This is a genomic window from Tessaracoccus pujii, assembly GCF_055326215.1.
Map to the genome: position 1 here is coordinate 154,066 of NZ_JBUZNP010000001.1, position 17,896 is coordinate 171,961.

16 protein-coding genes and 1 tRNA gene are annotated in these 17,896 nt (G+C 68.5%); 8 read left to right on the forward strand and 9 right to left on the reverse strand.

Going from position 1 to position 17,896, the window contains the following annotated elements; genetic code table 11:
• Window positions 1–19: 19 nt before the first annotated feature.
• Together ACZK5N_RS00660 and ACZK5N_RS00665 are read right to left on the reverse strand one after the other, a co-directional pair.
• Complete coding sequence (locus ACZK5N_RS00660; protein WP_459055942.1) at window positions 20–889, reverse strand: hypothetical protein; 870 nt, start codon at window positions 887–889, stop codon at window positions 20–22.
• A 221-nt stretch (window positions 890–1,110) separates the two neighbouring features.
• Entirely contained in the window at window positions 1,111–2,157 is a 1,047-nt protein-coding gene (locus ACZK5N_RS00665; protein WP_459055941.1) for a TerC family protein, read from the reverse strand.
• A 241-nt stretch (window positions 2,158–2,398) separates the two neighbouring features.
• Between ACZK5N_RS00665 and ACZK5N_RS00670 the strand changes: the two genes are divergently transcribed.
• The gene (locus tag ACZK5N_RS00670; RefSeq protein WP_463613763.1) at window positions 2,399–3,814 is read left to right on the forward strand and encodes a UDP-N-acetylmuramoyl-tripeptide--D-alanyl-D-alanine ligase; all 1,416 of its coding nucleotides are present in this window, start codon (window positions 2,399–2,401) and stop codon (window positions 3,812–3,814) included.
• Between the two features lie 307 nt (window positions 3,815–4,121).
• On the opposite strand, the gene ACZK5N_RS00675 is transcribed toward ACZK5N_RS00670, so the two are convergent.
• The 4 genes from ACZK5N_RS00675 to ACZK5N_RS00690 form a co-directional block, all read right to left on the reverse strand.
• On the reverse strand, window positions 4,122–4,604 hold the full coding sequence (locus ACZK5N_RS00675) for a hypothetical protein (RefSeq protein WP_463624541.1): 483 nt from the start codon (window positions 4,602–4,604) through the stop codon (window positions 4,122–4,124).
• A gap of 61 nt (window positions 4,605–4,665) precedes the next feature.
• Window positions 4,666–5,859, reverse strand: coding sequence for an HAD family hydrolase (locus ACZK5N_RS00680; protein ID WP_463624542.1), 1,194 nt, complete (start codon window positions 5,857–5,859; stop codon window positions 4,666–4,668).
• A gap of 282 nt (window positions 5,860–6,141) precedes the next feature.
• On the reverse strand, window positions 6,142–6,468 hold the full coding sequence (locus ACZK5N_RS00685; RefSeq protein ID WP_459055938.1) for an ATP-binding protein: 327 nt from the start codon (window positions 6,466–6,468) through the stop codon (window positions 6,142–6,144).
• Between the two features lie 345 nt (window positions 6,469–6,813).
• Window positions 6,814–6,896 (reverse strand) — tRNA-Leu (locus ACZK5N_RS00690).
• Between the two features lie 293 nt (window positions 6,897–7,189).
• Here ACZK5N_RS00690 and ACZK5N_RS00695 point away from each other — a divergent pair.
• Entirely contained in the window at window positions 7,190–7,849 is a 660-nt protein-coding gene (locus ACZK5N_RS00695; RefSeq protein WP_463624543.1) for a hypothetical protein, read from the forward strand.
• Between the two features lie 12 nt (window positions 7,850–7,861).
• Complete coding sequence (locus ACZK5N_RS00700; RefSeq protein ID WP_459017917.1) at window positions 7,862–8,314, forward strand: hypothetical protein; 453 nt, start codon at window positions 7,862–7,864, stop codon at window positions 8,312–8,314.
• Between the two features lie 53 nt (window positions 8,315–8,367).
• On the opposite strand, the gene ACZK5N_RS00705 is transcribed toward ACZK5N_RS00700, so the two are convergent.
• Window positions 8,368–9,303 (reverse strand): aldo/keto reductase, encoded by a 936-nt coding sequence (locus tag ACZK5N_RS00705; protein ID WP_459017918.1) that lies wholly within the window; start codon window positions 9,301–9,303, stop codon window positions 8,368–8,370.
• Window positions 9,304–9,351: 48 nt separating this feature from the next.
• Window positions 9,352–10,398, reverse strand: coding sequence for a LacI family DNA-binding transcriptional regulator (locus ACZK5N_RS00710; protein WP_459017919.1), 1,047 nt, complete (start codon window positions 10,396–10,398; stop codon window positions 9,352–9,354).
• A 155-nt stretch (window positions 10,399–10,553) separates the two neighbouring features.
• Here ACZK5N_RS00710 and ACZK5N_RS00715 point away from each other — a divergent pair, with 155 nt between their 5' ends.
• Genes ACZK5N_RS00715 through ACZK5N_RS00735 form a run of 5 tightly spaced genes read left to right on the forward strand, consistent with a single transcriptional unit; the run spans window position 10,554 to window position 17,326 of the window.
• Window positions 10,554–11,861, forward strand: coding sequence for an extracellular solute-binding protein (locus ACZK5N_RS00715; protein WP_459017920.1), 1,308 nt, complete (start codon window positions 10,554–10,556; stop codon window positions 11,859–11,861).
• 3 nt (window positions 11,862–11,864) lie between these two features.
• Entirely contained in the window at window positions 11,865–12,866 is a 1,002-nt protein-coding gene (locus tag ACZK5N_RS00720; RefSeq protein WP_459017921.1) for a carbohydrate ABC transporter permease, read from the forward strand.
• Window positions 12,863–13,729 (forward strand): carbohydrate ABC transporter permease, encoded by an 867-nt coding sequence (locus ACZK5N_RS00725; protein WP_459017922.1) that lies wholly within the window; start codon window positions 12,863–12,865, stop codon window positions 13,727–13,729. Before ACZK5N_RS00720 ends, ACZK5N_RS00725 begins: the two co-directional genes overlap by 4 nt.
• Before the next feature lie 22 nt (window positions 13,730–13,751).
• Window positions 13,752–16,076, forward strand: coding sequence for a glycoside hydrolase family 3 protein (locus ACZK5N_RS00730; protein WP_463624544.1), 2,325 nt, complete (start codon window positions 13,752–13,754; stop codon window positions 16,074–16,076).
• Entirely contained in the window at window positions 16,073–17,326 is a 1,254-nt protein-coding gene (locus tag ACZK5N_RS00735) for an endo-1,4-beta-xylanase (protein WP_463624545.1), read from the forward strand. Before ACZK5N_RS00730 ends, ACZK5N_RS00735 begins: the two co-directional genes overlap by 4 nt.
• Here the strand turns inward: ACZK5N_RS00735 and ACZK5N_RS00740 are convergent.
• Window positions 17,292–17,846, reverse strand: coding sequence for a gluconokinase (locus ACZK5N_RS00740; protein WP_463624546.1), 555 nt, complete (start codon window positions 17,844–17,846; stop codon window positions 17,292–17,294). The two genes, ACZK5N_RS00735 and ACZK5N_RS00740, sit on opposite strands and share 35 nt — an antisense overlap.
• Between the last annotated feature and the right edge of the window lie 50 nt (window positions 17,847–17,896).

The following is a 17,896-nucleotide window of genomic DNA, read 5'->3' on the forward strand; positions in this document are numbered from 1 at the left end:
TGGGCCTGGTTGGCGCCGCTCAACTCCCGAAGAGTCTTCCCCAGCCGGGAATCTCAAGGTTGGAGAGCTGCTCCCCGAAGCCAGTGATGTCCTCTCCTAATCCGGCGACCTGCTCGGTTGCCCCCGCAGCAATATCGCTTGCCCCGCCGGCCAGGTCAGCGGCCCCGGCGGTGAGGTCCTCGAGACCGCCGGTGAAGCCTTCCAGGTCGATCGAGCCGGCAAGGGCATCAAAATCGACACCCGCGGTCAGGGCTTCGGCGAGGAGCGGGGCGGCGACGGCGCTGATGGCCGCGCCCCCCGCGACGGCGATCAGGAGCCCTCCTGTCGCACCGGCAGCGGCCACCCCGACCCTCTGCCCGGTCATGGCGGCGCCGGGTCGAGGGGTGCGGGCGAGGATCCCGGCCAGTAAGCCGGGCCGAGCGGCTTCGGCGCGGGTGGCGGTGCGGGCAAGGTCGGCCGGTTGCGATGTGCGCGGCTGCTCGCCACGAGGTAATTCGATGCCAAGGCGCGTGTGGAGCTGGCCGCGCTCTGCGGGAGTGAGGCGTGCGAACACGTCTGCATGGATCCGCTCCAGCTGGGTGGGTTCGGCGGTGCGGAGCAGGTACTCGTAGCGAGCCACCGCGGCACGCTCGGCCGTGTGGTGATCCGGCGGCGGTGGGGTCAGTCCAACCGAACTCGAGGGTGCTGCCTGGGTCGCGGCGGGCGGTGCGACCGGCGGCTGCGCGGATGCCGCTGCCGTGGGGGCTGGCGCGTTGCCGATGAGCGTGTTCACGGTACCCCGCAGCCTGCTCTTCCAGTCTCGGGGCTCGTTGCCGGGAGCCTGCGCTGGGGCCGGGGTCTTATTGAGAGCCTGGGAAGCCAGGCCGCTGAGGAGGTCGAACAAGTTCATGAGCGTTCCCTTCGGTGCGGGCGGGTGATGCGGCTATCGGCGGAGCGCGGCGGGTGAGCCGTGCTCCGGTCGTGGCGTCTGGTACTGGGCGGTGGAGTGTCGTCGACGGTTCGGCCAACCAGTTCTCAGAGCCGGCGGGTTTGCCTTCTCAGACTGGCTGAGGGATGGTGTGTCGGGTCGCCGCGGGTGTGGCTTCTCGATCGCAGCGGCAGGTGTCCCGGTCAGTCGACGGAGCGATCGTTCCGGCTCCCAGCGGGCACAAGTGCACGGCGGCGGAAGAGCGGCTCGACGGCGGCAAGTTCCTCGTCGGTGGCGATCCGGAACGCCCCTGCCGCCTCGGCCTGCACTTCGCGTCGGCCTTGGCCGCGGGTGGCGCGGAGGCTTGCGACGATAGACACAGTGATGATGGTCGCGACGACGGCGAGGCTGATTGTCGTGGGAATGTAGAGCACATCTAGGAGCAGCATCTTGATGCCCACCCAGATCAGGACGAACGAGAGTCCGATCTTGAGGTAGACGAACCGATGGATCAGGTCCGCGAGGAGGAAGTACATCGCCCGCAGTCCCAGGATCGCGAACGCGTTGGCGGTGAACACCAGGAACGGTTCGCTGGTCACGGCGAAGATCGCCGGGATCGAGTCCACCGCGAAGATAATGTCAGTGATCTCCACCAGCACCAGCACCGCCAGCAGCGGCGTCGCCACCACAACCCCCGCCTTGCGGACCAGGAACTTCTGCCCGTGGTACGCGTCTGTCATCGGCACGAACCTGCGGAACACCTTGAGGATGCGGGACTTCTCAGGATGGACGTGCTCGTTGCGTGAGCGGAACATCCGCCAGCCGGTGTAGATGAGGAACGCCGCGAAGACATATAGGACCCACGAGAAGTTCTCGATCAGCGCGGCGCCTGCGGCAATGAAGATCCCGCGGAAGACCAGCGCACCGAGGACGCCGAGGAACAGCACCCGGTGTTGAAGCTCGCGGGGGACCGCGAAGGCGGCGAAGATGATCGCCCAGATGAACACGTTGTCGACGGCGAGGGATTTCTCGATCAGATAACCGGCGAAATACTGCTGCCCGAACTCCGCCCCCCACAGCGCCCACACCAGCACACCGAACGCGACACCGATCGTCACCCACACAACCGACCAGAGGGCGGCTTCCCGCACCCCGATCACGTGGGCCGTGCGGTGGGCGATCAGGTCCACGGCAAGCATCACCAGGATCACACCCAAGACCGCGAACCACGCCCACCAAGGAACATTCATGACAAAGACCTCCACGAAATTCGTGAAGGTCTCATCGGCCTTGTCGGCCCTGCGCACCGGATCCCGCGGCGGGACCGTATTGACGATGCGGAGCGAGGATTACTCCCCTTCGCGTCCCATGAAACACGAGAAGTGTCTTCACGTCAAGTCAGCGACGATCTTCAGACATGTCAGCCGCGAGAGGGTGATTGTGGTGAACCGATTTGACATTACGCAACCGAATTCGTGAATACTTGATCGCATGCATGTACTGACCGCCGGCCGGTTGGCCCAGCTTTCGGGGGCCAGGCTCGTCGGCGACCCTGGCTCTCTCGTCGGACCCGACGTGGTTATCGACTCACGCGCATGCTCCCCCGGCGCCCTCTTTATCGCTCTGCCGGGGGAGCGGGCCGATGGTCACGACTTCGTAGCGGGTGCGGTCGCGGCTGGCGCCGCGGCCGTCCTCGTGCGCAAGGAACGCCCCATGGCGGTCCCGCAACTTGTGGTGCCTGACCCCCTGGCCGGGCTGACGGCCCTGGCAAGGGCACTTGTGGAGGAAGCCGTCGCAGCGGGGCTGGTCACCGTCGGCATCACCGGGTCGTCAGGCAAGACCAGTACTAAGGACTTGCTGGCCCAGGTGCTGGCGACCGCCGGCCCCACGGTCGCCCCTGTCGGCTCATTGAACAACGAGCTCGGGGTGCCGCTGACGGGCACCCGGCTGGATGCGGCCACACGGTTCCTGGTCAGCGAGATGGGCGCCCGCCGCAGAGGCCACATCGCCTCCTTGTGCGCGATCGTGACGCCTCACGTCGGCATTGTGCTCAACGTCGGCCACGCTCACCTCGGCCAGTTCGGGTCGGTCTCGGCGATCGCGAAGGCAAAGGGCGAACTCGTGGAGGCGCTGCCCGCAGAAGGCTGGGCGGTCCTGAACGCCGACGATCCGCTCGTCTCAGCGATGGCCGGACGCACCAGCGCCCGGATCGCCACCTTCGCCGTCGGTGCTGCGCCCGGGTGGGGCGACCTGCGGGTCTGGGCCGAGGAGGTCGGGGCCGCTGACAGGCAACGGCCCACCTTCATGCTCCACGCCAGCGGCGCAGCCAGCGGATGTGCACCAGTGGCGTTGCAGGTGACCGGAGCCCATCAGGTGGGCAATGCGCTGGCCGCAGCGGCGGCAGCGCTGGGGCAGGGCCTGGACGTTCCCATGGTTGCCCAGGCTCTTGGCAGCGCGACCGCCCGCTCGCGCTGGCGGATGGAACTCAGCGCTCGTCCGGACGGGGCGCTCGTAATCAACGACGCCTACAACGCCAATCCCGAGTCCATGACTGCGGCACTGCGCACCCTCGCCTCCCTGCGTAGACCCGGCGGGCGCCTTCTCGCGGTGCTGGGCGACATGCTGGAACTCGGCCCCGGCGCCGCCGCCGCCCACATCGAGGTCGGGGCGCTTGCCGCAGCGCTCGGCGTGGACCGGCTGATCGCGATCGGCGCCCATGCCGACGACCTGGTCTCCGGAGCCGGTGGCGTCGAGACCATCGTGGCATCGGACAGGGCCGCCGCCTCCGCCGCTGCCGCCGCCTGGCTGAGTCCTGCGGACGTCGTGCTGGTCAAGGCATCAAGGGGCTTGGCTCTGGAGACCCTGGCCGAACAACTGGCCGCACCGCACAGAGGTGATCGACGATGAGGAGCCCGAGCCATCAGCTCGCTGCTGGCCTTCAGCCTCGCACACCTGGTCAGCTCTACTCCTGTGTGCCCAGCGACTGCTACTCGACCAAGGCCCCGAAAACCGACAGCACCTCTGGTTAAACAGCACCTCTGGTTAACCCGAGAACATTGAGGGATGGTCCTCTCGCTCACGGTGAAGTAGGCCGCAGCCGCCCAGCAGAATCCTCTTCGAAACCTTCCGGGGCCAATCCCTGCAATGCATCTGCCGTCGGGGGTCCCGTGGCTCGGCGAGCCACGGCCGGCGCACCCCCCTCGCTGAGCATGCCTCAGCCGGGGAAGCGGTGCTCGAGTGCGTCCAGGAGCCGACGCCTGGAGGCCTCGACGTTCTCGCGGCGGGCGGTGTTCAGTTCGGTCTCGACCTGCTCGACATCGGCGGCGAGACGTTCATCACCGAATACGCCCCGGATCCAGCGGGAGAAGTCATGGGCCCCGGCGTGGAAAGCGATGACATCGGCCTCGCAGCCGTCCAGCTCAGTGTGGAAGTCGCGTAGGTTCGCTGCCTCGTGACCGGAAGTTGACTCTCGGCTGCCGCGAAACACGAACCGCCGATGGACCGGCAGGTCCGCCGTCGCGTACTTGTGCCAGTGGCGCTCGTGAATGGTACGCCGGTGGCCGACTATGAAGGGGCGCAGTACTCCGGGCTCGCTGGCGCGCACGAGCAGGCCGGCCCCTGCGGGGAGGACGGAGAATGCTGCGAGGACGTCGTTGACCAAGAGCCCGCAAAACGCCGTTGTGGCGGCGACGACCACGTCTTCCGCATCGAGGGTAGTTGGCTGCAGTGACACAAGGATGTCGATGCTGTTCCGAGCCTCAGCACTGAGTTCGGTGGGGTGGTAGGTGATGAGGCAGTGGCCCTTGCGGTCCGGTGCGAACAGGCGTGAGTTCTGACTCTCTTGGCCGAGAGACTCGTGGGCCTCGTCGATCAGCACCCAGTGGGGCAGGCCGCGGTCGCTGCGCAGGTCGGCGAGCCGGGGCGGTTTCTCCTGGTACCATCTGCGTCTCTTCCCCGGTGAGCTGGGACAGGTCGGCGACGATGCTTGTGCCATGGTGACTCAACAGCGTGCGTACGAGCCCAGTTCCAGGTCCGGGCTCGTACCCACCCAGATGAACGACGTTAGGCAGGTCGGCCAGACTTGTGTGGTCGCCCTCGACATCGATGACGACCACGGCGTAGGCGAGACGGATGAGCTGCTCGGCGATGAGCCCGGCCAGATAGGACTTCCCGGCACGGGTGCCGCCCGTCACAAGAATGTTGACCTGGGAGGCCGGAATGGTGGCGGGTGTGCCGTCGAGGTAGGTTCCGAGCGCGATCTGCCAGCGTTCGGGATGCACGTGGGAGCGCCCGGCCATGACGTCACCCCGCAGGATCTCGATCACCCCTTTGCCGTCCGGGGCAAGCGTGACGATATCGGCGCGGCGCTTGAGGGACTCGACGGCGTTGGCGACGGCGACGCCAATCTCGCAGCGCGAGAGCATGGTGTGGTCGTTCTCGGCGTCGCCAATGGCGATCGTGGAGTGCCGGGACAGGCCCAGGTTGTCGAGGGCGGCGTCCAGTCCGGTTCCCTTGGTGACGCCGGCTGGCACGATCATCAGGGCGCCCCGGTTCCGCGTGAGTTGGTAGTCGGCTCCGAGTCGACGGACCTCCTCCAGAACCAGGTGGTCGTGGGTCGCCGAGCAGCCTAGGAGTACCTGCCCGCGGTCGACCTGGACCCCGCGGCGGGCGAGCGCGTCGGCCAACGCGGGATCGATCGGCTGAGCCAGCACCTGCGACCCCTCCTGGGTGTGAAGCACCGCGCCGTTTTCGGCGACGATTGCGTCGAACCAGTTGTCCACATCGGCGAAGCCCGCCCGCAGGTGACGCAGTGTGCGGCCGGTGACCAACACGAGGCGGCGCCCGCCGGCTCGCGCCTCGCCGAGGGCAGCGAGCACGGCCGGGGCGGGTCGCTCACCGTCTGTCAGAGTGCCGTCGAAATCGAGTGCGACAGCGCGGAAATAGTCAGGCATGGCCTTCCATCAAGTGGGTGAAGGTCCTCGTTAGCAGGGATGTCCCCTTCGAATGTTACAGTATTCATGAAACATGCTTCGCATTTCAACCCCACGAATGATCACGGGGTACCACCAGCCCTCGAAACCCCAGTTGCCCGAATCAGCAAGTCAATCCGTCGGCCCCCTGCGGCTCGGGCGGAGGCGCCGAGTCCTCCGGACGCCGACTCAAGTGGCCGATATTAGTCCGCGGCCTCGGCGCGCCGCACACCGCCGACTCCACCGGCGAAGTCGCCATCGCGGTCACGGCCATCGCCGCATGGCGTCGACAACATCGTGCACGCCGCCGGCGACCCGGCTGCCGGAGTATCTGACCGTCTGAGCGCCGTTGGCTTTCGCGGTTGAGTAGCCCGGGGAGTGGGGTTGGGGGCCGGGGGCGTGGATGCCGGAGCCGAGTCTGTGGTGCCAGTCCTTCTTCGCGCGCTGGGTGCAGAACACGGTGGAGACGGCGTCGCAGTGGCGTTCGAGGAGTTCCAGTAGCATGCTGCGGGTGCTCTCGTCGGGCGGGTCGAGGAGTGATTCGTCGATCACGGGCAGCGTGAACGCGGCGTACTTGCGCAGGAACTTCACCTGGCCCCTGGAGTGATCTCCAGTCGGAGCCTCAATCGGCCCACCACCGCCGGCAGCGCTCCCACCGTTCGGCTCGGCATCCAGTTTGTGGACCTTCAGGATCGTGTCACGACTCGCGCCACAGAGGCGAGCGGACCCTGGATCCGGCATTATCACCACAGTCGGGAACCGTGGGGAATGAGCCCTCACCAACAAGGCGAGGCTCCCCTCCTCCAACGCAACGTGCACCATTTCCCCAGGTATCACCCCTTGCCAAAGGCGCTACACCCCAGAAACAGAGAATCGACGAGAGGTTTTCACCTCTCGCCGATTCCCGGTATTTGCCCTAGTCAGAGGCACTTTTTGTGCGCGAGAGAGGAGTTGAACCTCCACGTCCCGAAGGACACTGGCACCTGAAGCCAGCGCGTCTGCCATTCCGCCACTCGCGCAGTGGGCCTTACGACCCGACGGCAAAGATTAGCACGCCCGCCACGGTGTTCAGCAAATCGCATGTCGCCCACGTGGACATCGCCCGGGAAGGACCAGACCAGCGGGTCGACGGGCGGGTCCGCCAGTGGTTTCCCATGGACGGTCTGTCATCCGCCAATCACCACTGTCCGACCATGTCTCGCTTCCCGGTGGAATATGACCGACAGAAGCGATCTTTCAGATCCCTGGCCATGGACCCGCCCTGTGTCTAGTGTGGAGAAACCAAGCAAGCTGACACAGGAGGAGGATGACCATGCCTGAATGGCCACTATGGGTGTGGGTGCTCATCGCGCTCGTTGTACTGGCCCTGATCATCGGGATCATCGCTGCGGCGTCGCGAGGCAAGCGGAGCGCCAACATGGAACGTGCAGACCAGCTCCGGGCGCGCGCTCACGAGCAGGATCGGCTCGTCGCCGCCCGTGAGGAACGCGCCGAGGATCTCGCCGCCAAAGCCGAGGCGGTGCGCCACGACGCGATCAGCGAAGGAGAGCGGGCCGAGGTGCTGCGCAGGAAGGCCGAGGAAGCTGAGGAGCGTGCTGCTCTGGCGGCGGAGGAGGCCGAACTGCGCGACGACGAAGCCCGGCACAGCCGCGAGGCCCTGGACCAGGTCGCCCGGGAGCGGGACGAACAGCTACGCAAGGCCGATGAACTAGACCCTCGCGTCCGCACGTCCCATCGCACCGATGACGCGACCGACCTCGACGCGCAGCCGGACGAGATCCGGCACGGTGACCCCGACGCCGTCGACACCCATGATCCGCGCCTTGACGCGGACCGCGACGAGCTCAACCGGGATCTCGACCCCGATTCTCCTCGCGCCCATGACGACACCGTCGATGACGTTCCTCGCGACGAGCACGGCCGCCGCCTGGATCCATATGGCAACCCCGTCCCCGACGCCGACCATCGATAAAGGAGTGACAACATGACCAGCTCGAACGACGATTTCGTCGCAGCGCCGGCCACAGCTTTCCCGGACCCCGAGTCACGGCCGGACGCCGGCGTCAGCGCCGTCGCCCCCGACCCGTATGCACCCGCGGCCGAGTCGCCGGACTCACCCGATTCCCCGGATTCACCAGACTCGCCGTCGAGCCCGCCGAGCCCTTCCGAGGTGGACGCTGTGGCACCCGGTGGCCTCGTCGGCGGTGATATCGAGCACGAGGCCGACGCCGACGGCTTCTGGCGCGACGAGTTCGGCAACCGCGTGGATCACGAGGGTCGACGGGTCGACGAGGACGGCAACCCCGTCAACGCCGCGGGCGAACGGATCGACCCGCTCGGCGCCGCCCAACCGTGGAGCGCGGCAGTGAACGACGACGAGGGAGACCCATCGCCTGGCGGCCCCATCGTGCCCCCCTTCCCGCCGCTGCACCGCTGAAACGCTACGGGGCGCCCGATCTGCTGTCGCAGGTCGGGCGCCTCGTTCACATGTCACGGGACGAGGTACCCCGCCGCGCGATACAGCTCGTACCATTCCGGCCGCGTCAACTGGACGTCTGCGCCGGCCGCCGCCCACGTCACGCGCTCCGGGGTCGTGGTGCCGAGCACCACCTGCATGTTCGCCGGATGCCTGGTGATCCACGCCGTCGCGATGCCCTCGGGCCGCACGTCATACTTCGCCGCCAGACGGTCGATGACGGCGTTGAGCTCGGGGTGGTCCGGGTTGCCCAGGAACACGCCGGTGAAGAACCCGGCCTGGAACGGCGACCACGCCTGGACCGTGATGTCGTTGAGGCGGCAGTAGTCGAGGATGCCCAGGTCGCGGCTGACGGACTGATCGAGCGCGGCCATGTTCGCCGCGACACCCTGAGCCACGATCGGCGCGTGAGTGATCGACAGCTGCAGCTGGTTGGCGACGAGTGGCTGCGTCACGTAGCGCTTGAGGAGATCGACCTGACCGGGCGTGTGATTGGAGACACCGAAGTGCAGCACCTTGCCCGCGACCGCCAAGTGGTCGAACGCGCGGGCCACCTCCTCCGGCTCCACCAACGCATCCGGGCGGTGCAGGAGCAGGACATCGATGTAGTCGGTGTCCAGCGCCCGAAGCGACCCTTCCACCTGCACGACCAGGTGCTTGTAGGAGAAGTCGAAGTAGGGCCCGTCCTTGACGATGCCCGCCTTCGTCTGGAGCGTGATCTCCTCACGCTCTGCCGGGGTGAGCTGCAGCGCCTCCGCGAAGCGCCGCTCGCAGCCGTGGTAGGGGGCGTCGCCGTAGATGTCGGCGTGATCGAAGAAGTCGATACCCGCGTCGCGCGACGCCCCGTAGAGGGCGCGCACCTCGTCGTCGGTCTTGTCCTGGATCCGCATCACGCCTGTGACCACGGCAGGCACCACCAGATCAGTGCTGCCCAAAGTGAACGTCTTCATCGCCGACTCCTTCTCTCACGGCCCAACTCAACCAGGCCCCCAGCCAGCCTAGCCTTGCGCAACCGGAGCCGTGGAGTGCCGGATCACGAGCCTCGTGGCAAGCCGGACGTGCCCCGGCTCGACGGGACGGCCGGTGGACACGTCGAGGAGCCGCCGCACCGCGGCCGCGCCCATCCCCTGAAGCGGCTGATGCACCGTCGTGAGCCCCGGCACGGCAAGGCCGGCCAGGACCGTGTCGTCGAAGCCGACGACACTGAGCTCTGCGGGCACCTGGATCCCGAGCTGGCGCGCCGCCTCACAGACGCCCATCGCGGCCGGGTCGCACGGCGCGACGATCGCCGTGGGGCGCTCCCCCACGGGCCGCGACAACAGCTCGCGCCCGGCCTTCATCCCCAGCTCGTGGGTATATCCACCCGCGACGACAAGGCTCGAGTCCAGCGTTAGGCCGTTCATGTGGAGGGCCGAGACGTACCCCTGAAGTCGCTCGGTGGCCGGCACCGATTCGGGCGGACCCTGTACGAACCCGATCCGACGATGGCCCAGGCCGACGAGGTGCTGCGCGGCCTCGACGCCGCCGTTCCAGTTCGTCGCCCCGATGCTCATCACGTCGGCAGGGAGCGCGTTGGCCGGGTCGATGGCCACCAGCGGCAGCCCGATCTCGCGCGTCTTTGCGAGCTGGTGATCCGACAATCGGGCCGTCAGGACGATGACACCCAGATATCCCTTGGCCTTGATCAGATCGAGCCAGGCGTCGTCCAGCGGGACCGGCACTCCCGACGGCCTGGCCTCGGGCAGGTAGAAGGTGCCCAGCGCCACGCCCTGCTCCATAGCGGTCGAGATGGCGCCTTTGAGGATCTCCAACGTGTAGGTGGTGGTGAGGTCGTCGGCCACGAGCGCGATCTGTGGGTACGGCATCGACTCGCCGGACACGGGCTGGTAACCCAACTCCTCGACGGCGGCCAGCACCTTGGCCCTCGTCGCCTTCGACACCCCGCCCCGGTCGTTGAGAGCTTTCGACGCCGTCGCGCTGGACACGCCTGCCCTCAGCGCCACGTCCTGCAACCGCACCGCCTTGGGTGCACTCTTCACCGACACGGCAGCAGCATAGCGAAAAGTTTCACATCGAACCTAACGAAGCGGTAACCAATGTTTCGTAGCACTTGCAGACTAAATACATGTGCGCTTAGAATCGGTGACGTTAGCCAAGCTTTCGTGAAATTTTTCGCGACGCAACTACCGGAGGATCAATGATGACCCACAAGCTCCCCAAGATCGCGGCACTCGTCGCGAGCGCGGCGCTGGCCCTGTCCGCCTGCGGCGGCACCACCAACGAGCCCACCACAGGGGCCTCGTCCGCCGCCGCCGGCGGCGATGTGGCGCTCACCTGGTGGCACAACTCCAACACGGGTGCCGGCAAGGACTACTACGACAAGGTGGCCGCAGACTTCGAGGCGGCCAATCCTGGCGTCACCATCACCGTCGAGGCCATGCAGCACGAGGACATGGGCACCAAGATCGAGGCCGCCTGGCAGAGCGGCGACATGCCTGACATCTACATGGAGCGCGGCGGCGGCGAGCTGGCCGACAAGGTGGAGGCCGGGCTGGTCAAGGACCTGTCGGAGTCGGCCGCCGACACCATCGACAAGCTCGGCGGCGCCGTCAACGGCTGGCAGGTGGACGGCAAGACCTACGCGCTGCCCTTCTCGCTCGGCGTGGTGGGCTTCTGGTACAACACGGAACTGTTCGAGCAGGCCGGCATCACCGAGGCCCCCACCACCATGGACGATCTCTACGACGCGATCGACAAGCTCAAGGCCGCCGGCATCGACCCGATCTCCGTGGGCGCCGGCGACAAGTGGCCCGCCGCGCACTACTGGTACTACACCGCGCTGCGGGAGTGCTCGCAGGACGTTCTGTCCGGCGCCGTGACGAGCCTCGACTTCTCCGACGAGTGCTTCGTGCGCGCCGGCGAGGACCTGGCCGACCTGGTGGCCAAGGAGCCGTTCAACCCCGGCTTCCTCACCACACCCGCACAGTCCGGCCCGACCAGCGCCTCCGGCCTCCTCGCCACGCGCAAGGTCGCCATGGAGCTGGCGGGCCACTGGGAGCCCGGCGTCATGCAGGGCCTGACCGAGGACGAGCAGGGCCTCGGCGACGCCACCGGCTGGTTCGCCTTCCCTGAGGTCGACGGCGGCGAGGGCGACCAGAGCGCCGCGCTCGGCGGCGGCGACGCCTGGGGCGTCCCGGCCGACGCGCCCGACGAGGCCGTCGAATTCGTCGAGTACCTCCTCTCCGACGAGGTCCAGAAGGGCTTCGCCGAGCTCGACATGGGGCTGCCCACCAACCCCACGGCCTCCGAGTTCGTCGCTGATCCCGCGCTGGCCAAGCTCCTCGAGGTCCGCGACGCGGCAGGCTACGTCCAGCTCTACTTCGACACGGCCTTCGGCACCTCCATCGGCGGCGCCATGAACGACGAGATCGCCCTGGCCTTCGCCGGCCAGGCGACTCCGCAGGAGATCGTCGACGCCACCCAGGCCGCTGCGGACGCGGAGAAGTAATCCATGACCAACGCCACCTCTGAGCAGGCGGCGGCGGTCCGGGTCACCACCGACGAGAGCGGGCGCGACCGGCGCCCGCTCTCCCCCGGTCGGAAGCGGCCCGTCAACTGGAAGATGGGCCTCGAGATCGCCGTCTTCGTGTTGCCCGCCCTCACGCTGTTCTTCATGTTCGTCGTCTGGCCGATGCTGCGCGCCGTCCAGTTCTCCGTCTACCGCTGGAAGGGCTTCGGGCCCCTCGCCGACTTCGTCGGACTCCGCAACTACGCCTCCGTCCTGAGCAACGACGTGTTCCTCGGGGCGCTCGGGCACAACCTCTTCATCGTCGTGGCGTCCATCGCCATCCAGCTGCCGCTCGGCATCGCCGTCGCGCTGCTCCTCAACCGAAAGATGAGGTTCCAGGGGCTGCTGCGCACCATCGTCTTCGTCCCCTACATCCTCGCCGAGGTCATCGCGAGCGTGGTGTGGTTCCAGCTCCTGCAGCCCCGCTACGGCGTCATCGACTCCATCCTCGCCGCCGTCGGCATCCAGGGCCCCGCGCAGGGGTTCCTCGGCACGCCGGACCTGGCCCTGTGGACGGTGATGATCGTGCTCACCTGGAAGTACCTCGGGTTCGCGATCATCCTGTTCCTCGCCGGCCTGCAGGGCGTCCCGCAGGAACTCGACGAGGCGGCCCAGATCGACGGCGCCTCGTGGTGGCAGACCCAGCGCCACATCACCATCCCGCTGCTCGGCCCGACGCTGCGCACCTGGGCCTTCCTGTCCATGGTGGGCTCGCTGCAACTGTTCGACATGGTGTGGATCCTCACCGGAGGTGGGCCCGCCAACTCCACCACCACGATGGCCACCTTCCTCATCACCGAGGGCACCCGCAGGAGCAACTACGGCATCGCCGGTGCCGCGTCCGTGGTGCTGTTCGTGGTGGCGCTCACCATGGCGCTGTTGTACCAGCGCTTCATCCTCAGCCGCGACACCGCCGACAACGACAAGCGAAAGGTTCGCCGATGACCGCCACCGCAGCCGCCCCGGCCGCCGAGACAGCGCCGCGCCGCCCCCGGGTGAGCGCCAACCCGCTCGTCTACCTCGTGGCCCTCATCGTGGCCGGCTTCTCCATCGGTCCGGTTCTGTACTCGGTCCTCGGCGGCTTCCGCAGCAACGCGCAGCTCGCGGAGAGCCCGGCGGGCTTCCCGGACCCGTGGGTCTGGGGCAACTACCTCGGCGTGCTGAGCAACTCGAGCTTCTGGCGCTACGGCCTCAACTCGCTGGTCATCGCGCTGCTCACCACAGCGATCGTGGTGGTCTTCGGCCTGATGGCCGCCTACCCGCTCTCGCGCTACCGCTTCCCCGGCCGCGAGAAGGTCTACATGATCTTCGTCCTGGGCCTGCTGTTCCCCGCGACCGTGGCCGTGATCCCGCTGTTCATCATCATCAGCAAGGACCTCGGCATGAGCAACACGTGGTGGGGCGTCGCGCTCCCCCAGGCCGCGTTCGCGCTGCCCATGACCATCGTCATCCTGCGCCCCTTCCTGCAGGCCATCCCGGCCGAGCTCGAGGAGGCCGCGATGATCGACGGCGCCAGCCGGGTCAGCATCTTCACGCGCATCATGGTGCCGCTGTCCGGGGCCGGCCTCGTCACCGTCGGCGTGCTGGCCTTCGTCGGCTCCTGGAACGCCTACCTGCTGCCCCTGCTGCTCCTCCAAGGTGACATGCGCACGCTGCCGCTGGGTGTGGCCGACTTCTCCACCGAGCACTCCTCCGACACCGCCGGGGTGTTCGCCTTCACCACCCTGTCCATGATCCCCGCCATGGTCTTCTTCCTCACCATGCAGCGCCGCATCGTCGGTGGCCTCCAAGGCGCGGTCAAGGGCTGATCCAACAGAAATGACTTCCTCCATGACCTGGACCGACCCCAGCCTCCCCCTCGACTCCCGTCTCGACGCGCTCCTGGCCGACATGTCGCTGGCGGACCTCGCCCATCAGCTCGGCTCCTACTGGCTCCCCGGCCAGACCGAGGCGCCGGCTCCGGACCCGGACCACCACGACCCCGCCTCCCACGACGTGGCCCCCATGGAGAGCGAGTTCACGCAGGAACTGCCTCCGTGGGAGACGGCCGTCGATGGCGGCCTCGGGCACCTCACCCGCGTCTACGGCACCGACCCGGTGAGCGTGGCCGACGGCGCCACGAAACTTCGCCGGATGCAGGCCGACGTCGTGGCCGCCAACGCGTTCGGTATCCCCGCCGTCGCGCACGAGGAGTGCCTCACCGGCTTCACCGCCCTCGGTGCCACCGTCTATCCGGCCTCCATCGCCTGGGGAGCAACGTGGCGACCCGAGCTGATCGAGGAGATGGCCGCGGCCATCGGCTCGGACCTTGCCTCCGTCGGCGTGCAGCAGGGGCTCTCCCCGCTGCTCGACGTGGTTCGCGACTACCGCTGGGGCCGCGTCGAGGAGACCTGCGGCGAGGACCCCTACCTGGTGGGGTCCCTGGGCACCGCTTACGTGAGGGGCCTGCAGTCCGCAGGCGTCGTCGCCACGCCGAAGCACTTCGTCGGGTACTCGGCCGGGCGCGCCGGGCGCAACCACGCGCCGGTGTCGATGGGCCGCCGCGAGCTCGAGGACGTCATGCTGCCGCCGTTCGAGATGGCGGTGCGGCTCGGTGGCGCGCGCTCGATCATGAACTCCTACTGCGACGTCGACGGCCAGCCGGCCGCGGCGTCGGCCGAGCTCCTCACCGGGGTGCTGCGCGACCGCTGGGGCTTCGAGGGCACCGTCGTCTCGGACTACTGGAGCATCGCGTTCCTCACCCGGATGCACCGGATCGCGCCCGACGACGCCACCGCCGCCGCGCTCGCCCTGCGGGCCGGGCTGGACATCGAGTTGCCCTCGACCGGGGCGTACTGGGCCATCGAGGAGGCCATCTCGCGGGGGATGCTCAGCGAGGACGATGTGCGCCGCTCGGCGCGGCGCGTACTGCGCCAGAAGCTGGAGCTCGGGCTGCTCGACGAGGGCTGGGAGCCCGCCGTCGATCCCTCCGTGGACCTGGACTCGCCCCGTAACCGCGACCTCGCCCGCCGGGTGGCCGAGGAGTCGATCGTGCTCCTCTCGAACGACGGGGTGCTTCCGCTGGACACCGGCCGCCGCGTGGCCGTGATCGGCCCCACCTGGGCGGATGTGCGCAGCTTCATGGGGTGCTACTCCTTCCCCAACCACGTGCTGGCCAAGACCGGGACTGAGACCGGGATCCCCATCCGGGGGCTCGACGACGCCCTCACGGCCGCGCTGGGTGACGCCGTCACCTTCACACGGGGCACGGGCTTCATGCACGGCACCGACGAGGAGCTCGCGGCGGCCGTGGAGGCGGCCGCGGCTGCGGACGTGGCCGTGTTGACGGTGGGCGACATAGCCGGCATGTTCGGCGACGGCACCTCCGGCGAGGGTTGCGACGCGGTGGACCTGCGCCTGCCCGGCAGGCAGGGCGAGCTGGTGGAGGCCGTCCTGGCCACCGGCACCCCGACTGTGCTGGTGCTGGTCACCGGCCGCCCGTATGCCATCGGTGAGTACGCCGACCGTTGCGCGGCCGTCCTCCAGGCGTTCATGCCGGGCGTCGAGGGAGCCGACGCGCTGGCGGGCGTGCTCACCGGCGCGGTCAACCCGTCGGGACGGCTCCCCATCGGGCTCCCCGCGCACCACGGCGGCCAGCCCGGCACCTACCTCGCCGCGCCCCTGGCATGGTTCTCCAACGGCATCTCCAACCTGGACCCCATCCCGCGGTTCCCGTTCGGGTACGGGATCGGGTACACGAGCTTCGAGTACACGGACGCGGAGGTGTCGTCGGCGACGATGACGGCCGAGGGGTCCGTCGAGGTGTCCGTCACGGTCACCAACACCGGGGATCGCGACGGCGCCGACGTGGTGCAGCTCTACCTCAGCGACCCGTGGGCCGAGGTCGTGCGCCCGCTGAAGCAACTGATCGGCTTCCGCAAGGTGCAGCTGGCGGCGGGCACGTCCGCCCGGGTGACGTTCGCGGTGCACGCGGACCGGCTGTCGTTCACGGGCGTCGACATGGCTCGGATCGTCGAGCCCGGCGAGGTGCAGCTGTCCGTCGGCTGGTCTTCGGAGGATCGCCTGCCCGCCCTGAGCGTCGAGGTGACGGGCCAACGTCGCGTCGTGGGAGAGGGGCGCGTGCTGGACACGCCTGTTCGCGTGGTCCTGTCGTGACCGTGGTCGCCGCGGCAGCCGACAGGACGGTCTACGGCCACCGCATGGGAAGAGCCCGGCCGGCCCTCGGTGCCGGCGCCGCCGGGAGGCGGGTGACCGTGCGACAGACGCGGCACGCGTTCGGGTTCGGCAACATCGGGTTCGACTTCATCGGTCTCGCCAACGGCGAGGACCGGGCCCCGTCCACCGGGTTCGGCCAGGCGCCGACGGCGATGGCCGAGGCGCTGGCCGGTCAGTGGCTGGAGCTGTTCAACACGGTGACGCTCCCCTTCTACTGGCGCACGTTCGAACCGTCGGAGGGTGCGCCCGACACCCGTCGGCTCCAGGCGGCGGCGCGCTGGTTCCAGGAGCGCGGGGTGACCGTCAAGGGGCACCCCCTCGTCTGGCACACCCTGGCGCCCGAGTGGCTGCTGGGGCGGCCGAACGAGGAGGTGCGCCGCCGGATCGAGGAGCGGGTGACCCGCGAGGTGACCGACTTCGCCGGTCTGGTGGACCAGTGGGACGCCATCAACGAGGTGGTGATCCTTCCTGAGTTCACCGCCGAGGAGAACGCCGTCACGGCGCTGGCTCGCGAGATCGGCCGGCTGGAGATGGTGCGGCTGGCATTCGACACGGCCCGCCGGGCCGACCCGTCGGTGCGGCTGGTGCTCAACGACTTCAACATGTCGGCCCGCTACGAGGCGCTGATCGAGGAGTGCCTGGCCGGGGGCATCAGGATCGACGCGATCGGGCTGCAGAGCCACATGCACCAGGGCTACTGGGGGGAGGATCGGACGCTGGAGGTGCTGAGCCGGTTCGCCCGGTTCGGGCTTCCGCTGCAGATGACCGAGACCAGCCTTGTCTCTGGCGACGTCATGCCTGCGGACATCGTCGACCTCAACGACCACCAGGTCCCGTCCTGGCCGTCGACGGGGGAGGGTGAGGCTCGACAGGCTGACGAGGTGTCGCGGCATTACCGCACCCTCGTCGCGCATCCGGCGGTGGAGTCCATCACGTACTGGGGCATCACCGACGCGGGAGCCTGGCTCGGCGCGCCCATCGGGCTGGTGCGCGCCGACGGGTCCCCCAAGCCGTCGTTCGAGGCGCTGCGTGCACTGATCAGGGACGAGTGGTGGGTGGCCGAGACGACGGTGGAGGCCGACGAGCGCGGCGAGGTCGCCGTCGAGGGCTTCGCGGGCGACTACGAGGCCGAGGTGGACGGGCGGGTGACGGCGTTCACTGTCGCGGCGGGGAATCACCCTGCCGGCTGAGGCGCCCGCCGAAGCGGTCCACGACGACGTCGGCGATGTCCGCGACCACCTGACCCGGGTCGCCGACATTGACCACCTCGACGCCGTCCTCGCCCTCCTGGAACACCTCCAGCGTGGCGCGCTGCGAATCGAGCATCACGGGCTTCATGAAGTGCCCCTGCCGCGACGCCAGCCGCTCGAGGTTCTCCTCCTCCGGCAACACCAGGTGAACGAAGAAGACGTCGCCGTCCGCCCCGCGGAGGACGTCGCGGTAGGCCTCGCGTAGGGCAGAGCACGCCACCACCGACGAACGGCCCGCGGCCGCCTGCTCGGACATCCAGTCGCGCAGCGACGCCAGCCAGGGCCAGCGGTCCTCGTCCGTGAGCGCTTGTCCGGCCGCCATCGTGTCGCGGTTGGCCTGGCTGTGGAAGTCGTCGCCCTCGGCGAACGGCAGCCCGAAGTGCTCGGCCAGGGCCACGCCGATGGTCGTCTTGCCGGTCCCGGCCACGCCGACCACTACGAGATGCACAGGCTGAGTCATGCGCCCAATCCTGCCAGCCGGGGCCGGTCCTGGAACACCGCGTGCGGCGT

What these genes read in the sequence shown, in the direction of transcription:
- ACZK5N_RS00660 (WP_459055942.1), bottom strand. Translation starts at nt 889, where the DNA reads ATGAACTTGTTCGACCTCCTCAGCGGCCTGGCTTCCCAGGCTCTCAAT.
- ACZK5N_RS00665 (WP_459055941.1), bottom strand. Translation starts at nt 2,157, where the DNA reads ATGAATGTTCCTTGGTGGGCGTGGTTCGCGGTCTTGGGTGTGATCCTG.
- ACZK5N_RS00670 (WP_463613763.1), top strand. Translation starts at nt 2,399, where the DNA reads ATGCATGTACTGACCGCCGGCCGGTTGGCCCAGCTTTCGGGGGCCAGG.
- ACZK5N_RS00680 (WP_463624542.1), bottom strand. Translation starts at nt 5,859, where the DNA reads ATGCCTGACTATTTCCGCGCTGTCGCACTCGATTTCGACGGCACTCTG.
- ACZK5N_RS00695 (WP_463624543.1), top strand. Translation starts at nt 7,190, where the DNA reads ATGCCTGAATGGCCACTATGGGTGTGGGTGCTCATCGCGCTCGTTGTA.
- ACZK5N_RS00700 (WP_459017917.1), top strand. Translation starts at nt 7,862, where the DNA reads ATGACCAGCTCGAACGACGATTTCGTCGCAGCGCCGGCCACAGCTTTC.
- ACZK5N_RS00705 (WP_459017918.1), bottom strand. Translation starts at nt 9,303, where the DNA reads ATGAAGACGTTCACTTTGGGCAGCACTGATCTGGTGGTGCCTGCCGTG.
- ACZK5N_RS00715 (WP_459017920.1), top strand. Translation starts at nt 10,554, where the DNA reads ATGACCCACAAGCTCCCCAAGATCGCGGCACTCGTCGCGAGCGCGGCG.
- ACZK5N_RS00720 (WP_459017921.1), top strand. Translation starts at nt 11,865, where the DNA reads ATGACCAACGCCACCTCTGAGCAGGCGGCGGCGGTCCGGGTCACCACC.
- ACZK5N_RS00725 (WP_459017922.1), top strand. Translation starts at nt 12,863, where the DNA reads ATGACCGCCACCGCAGCCGCCCCGGCCGCCGAGACAGCGCCGCGCCGC.
- ACZK5N_RS00730 (WP_463624544.1), top strand. Translation starts at nt 13,752, where the DNA reads ATGACCTGGACCGACCCCAGCCTCCCCCTCGACTCCCGTCTCGACGCG.
- ACZK5N_RS00740 (WP_463624546.1), bottom strand. Translation starts at nt 17,846, where the DNA reads ATGACTCAGCCTGTGCATCTCGTAGTGGTCGGCGTGGCCGGGACCGGC.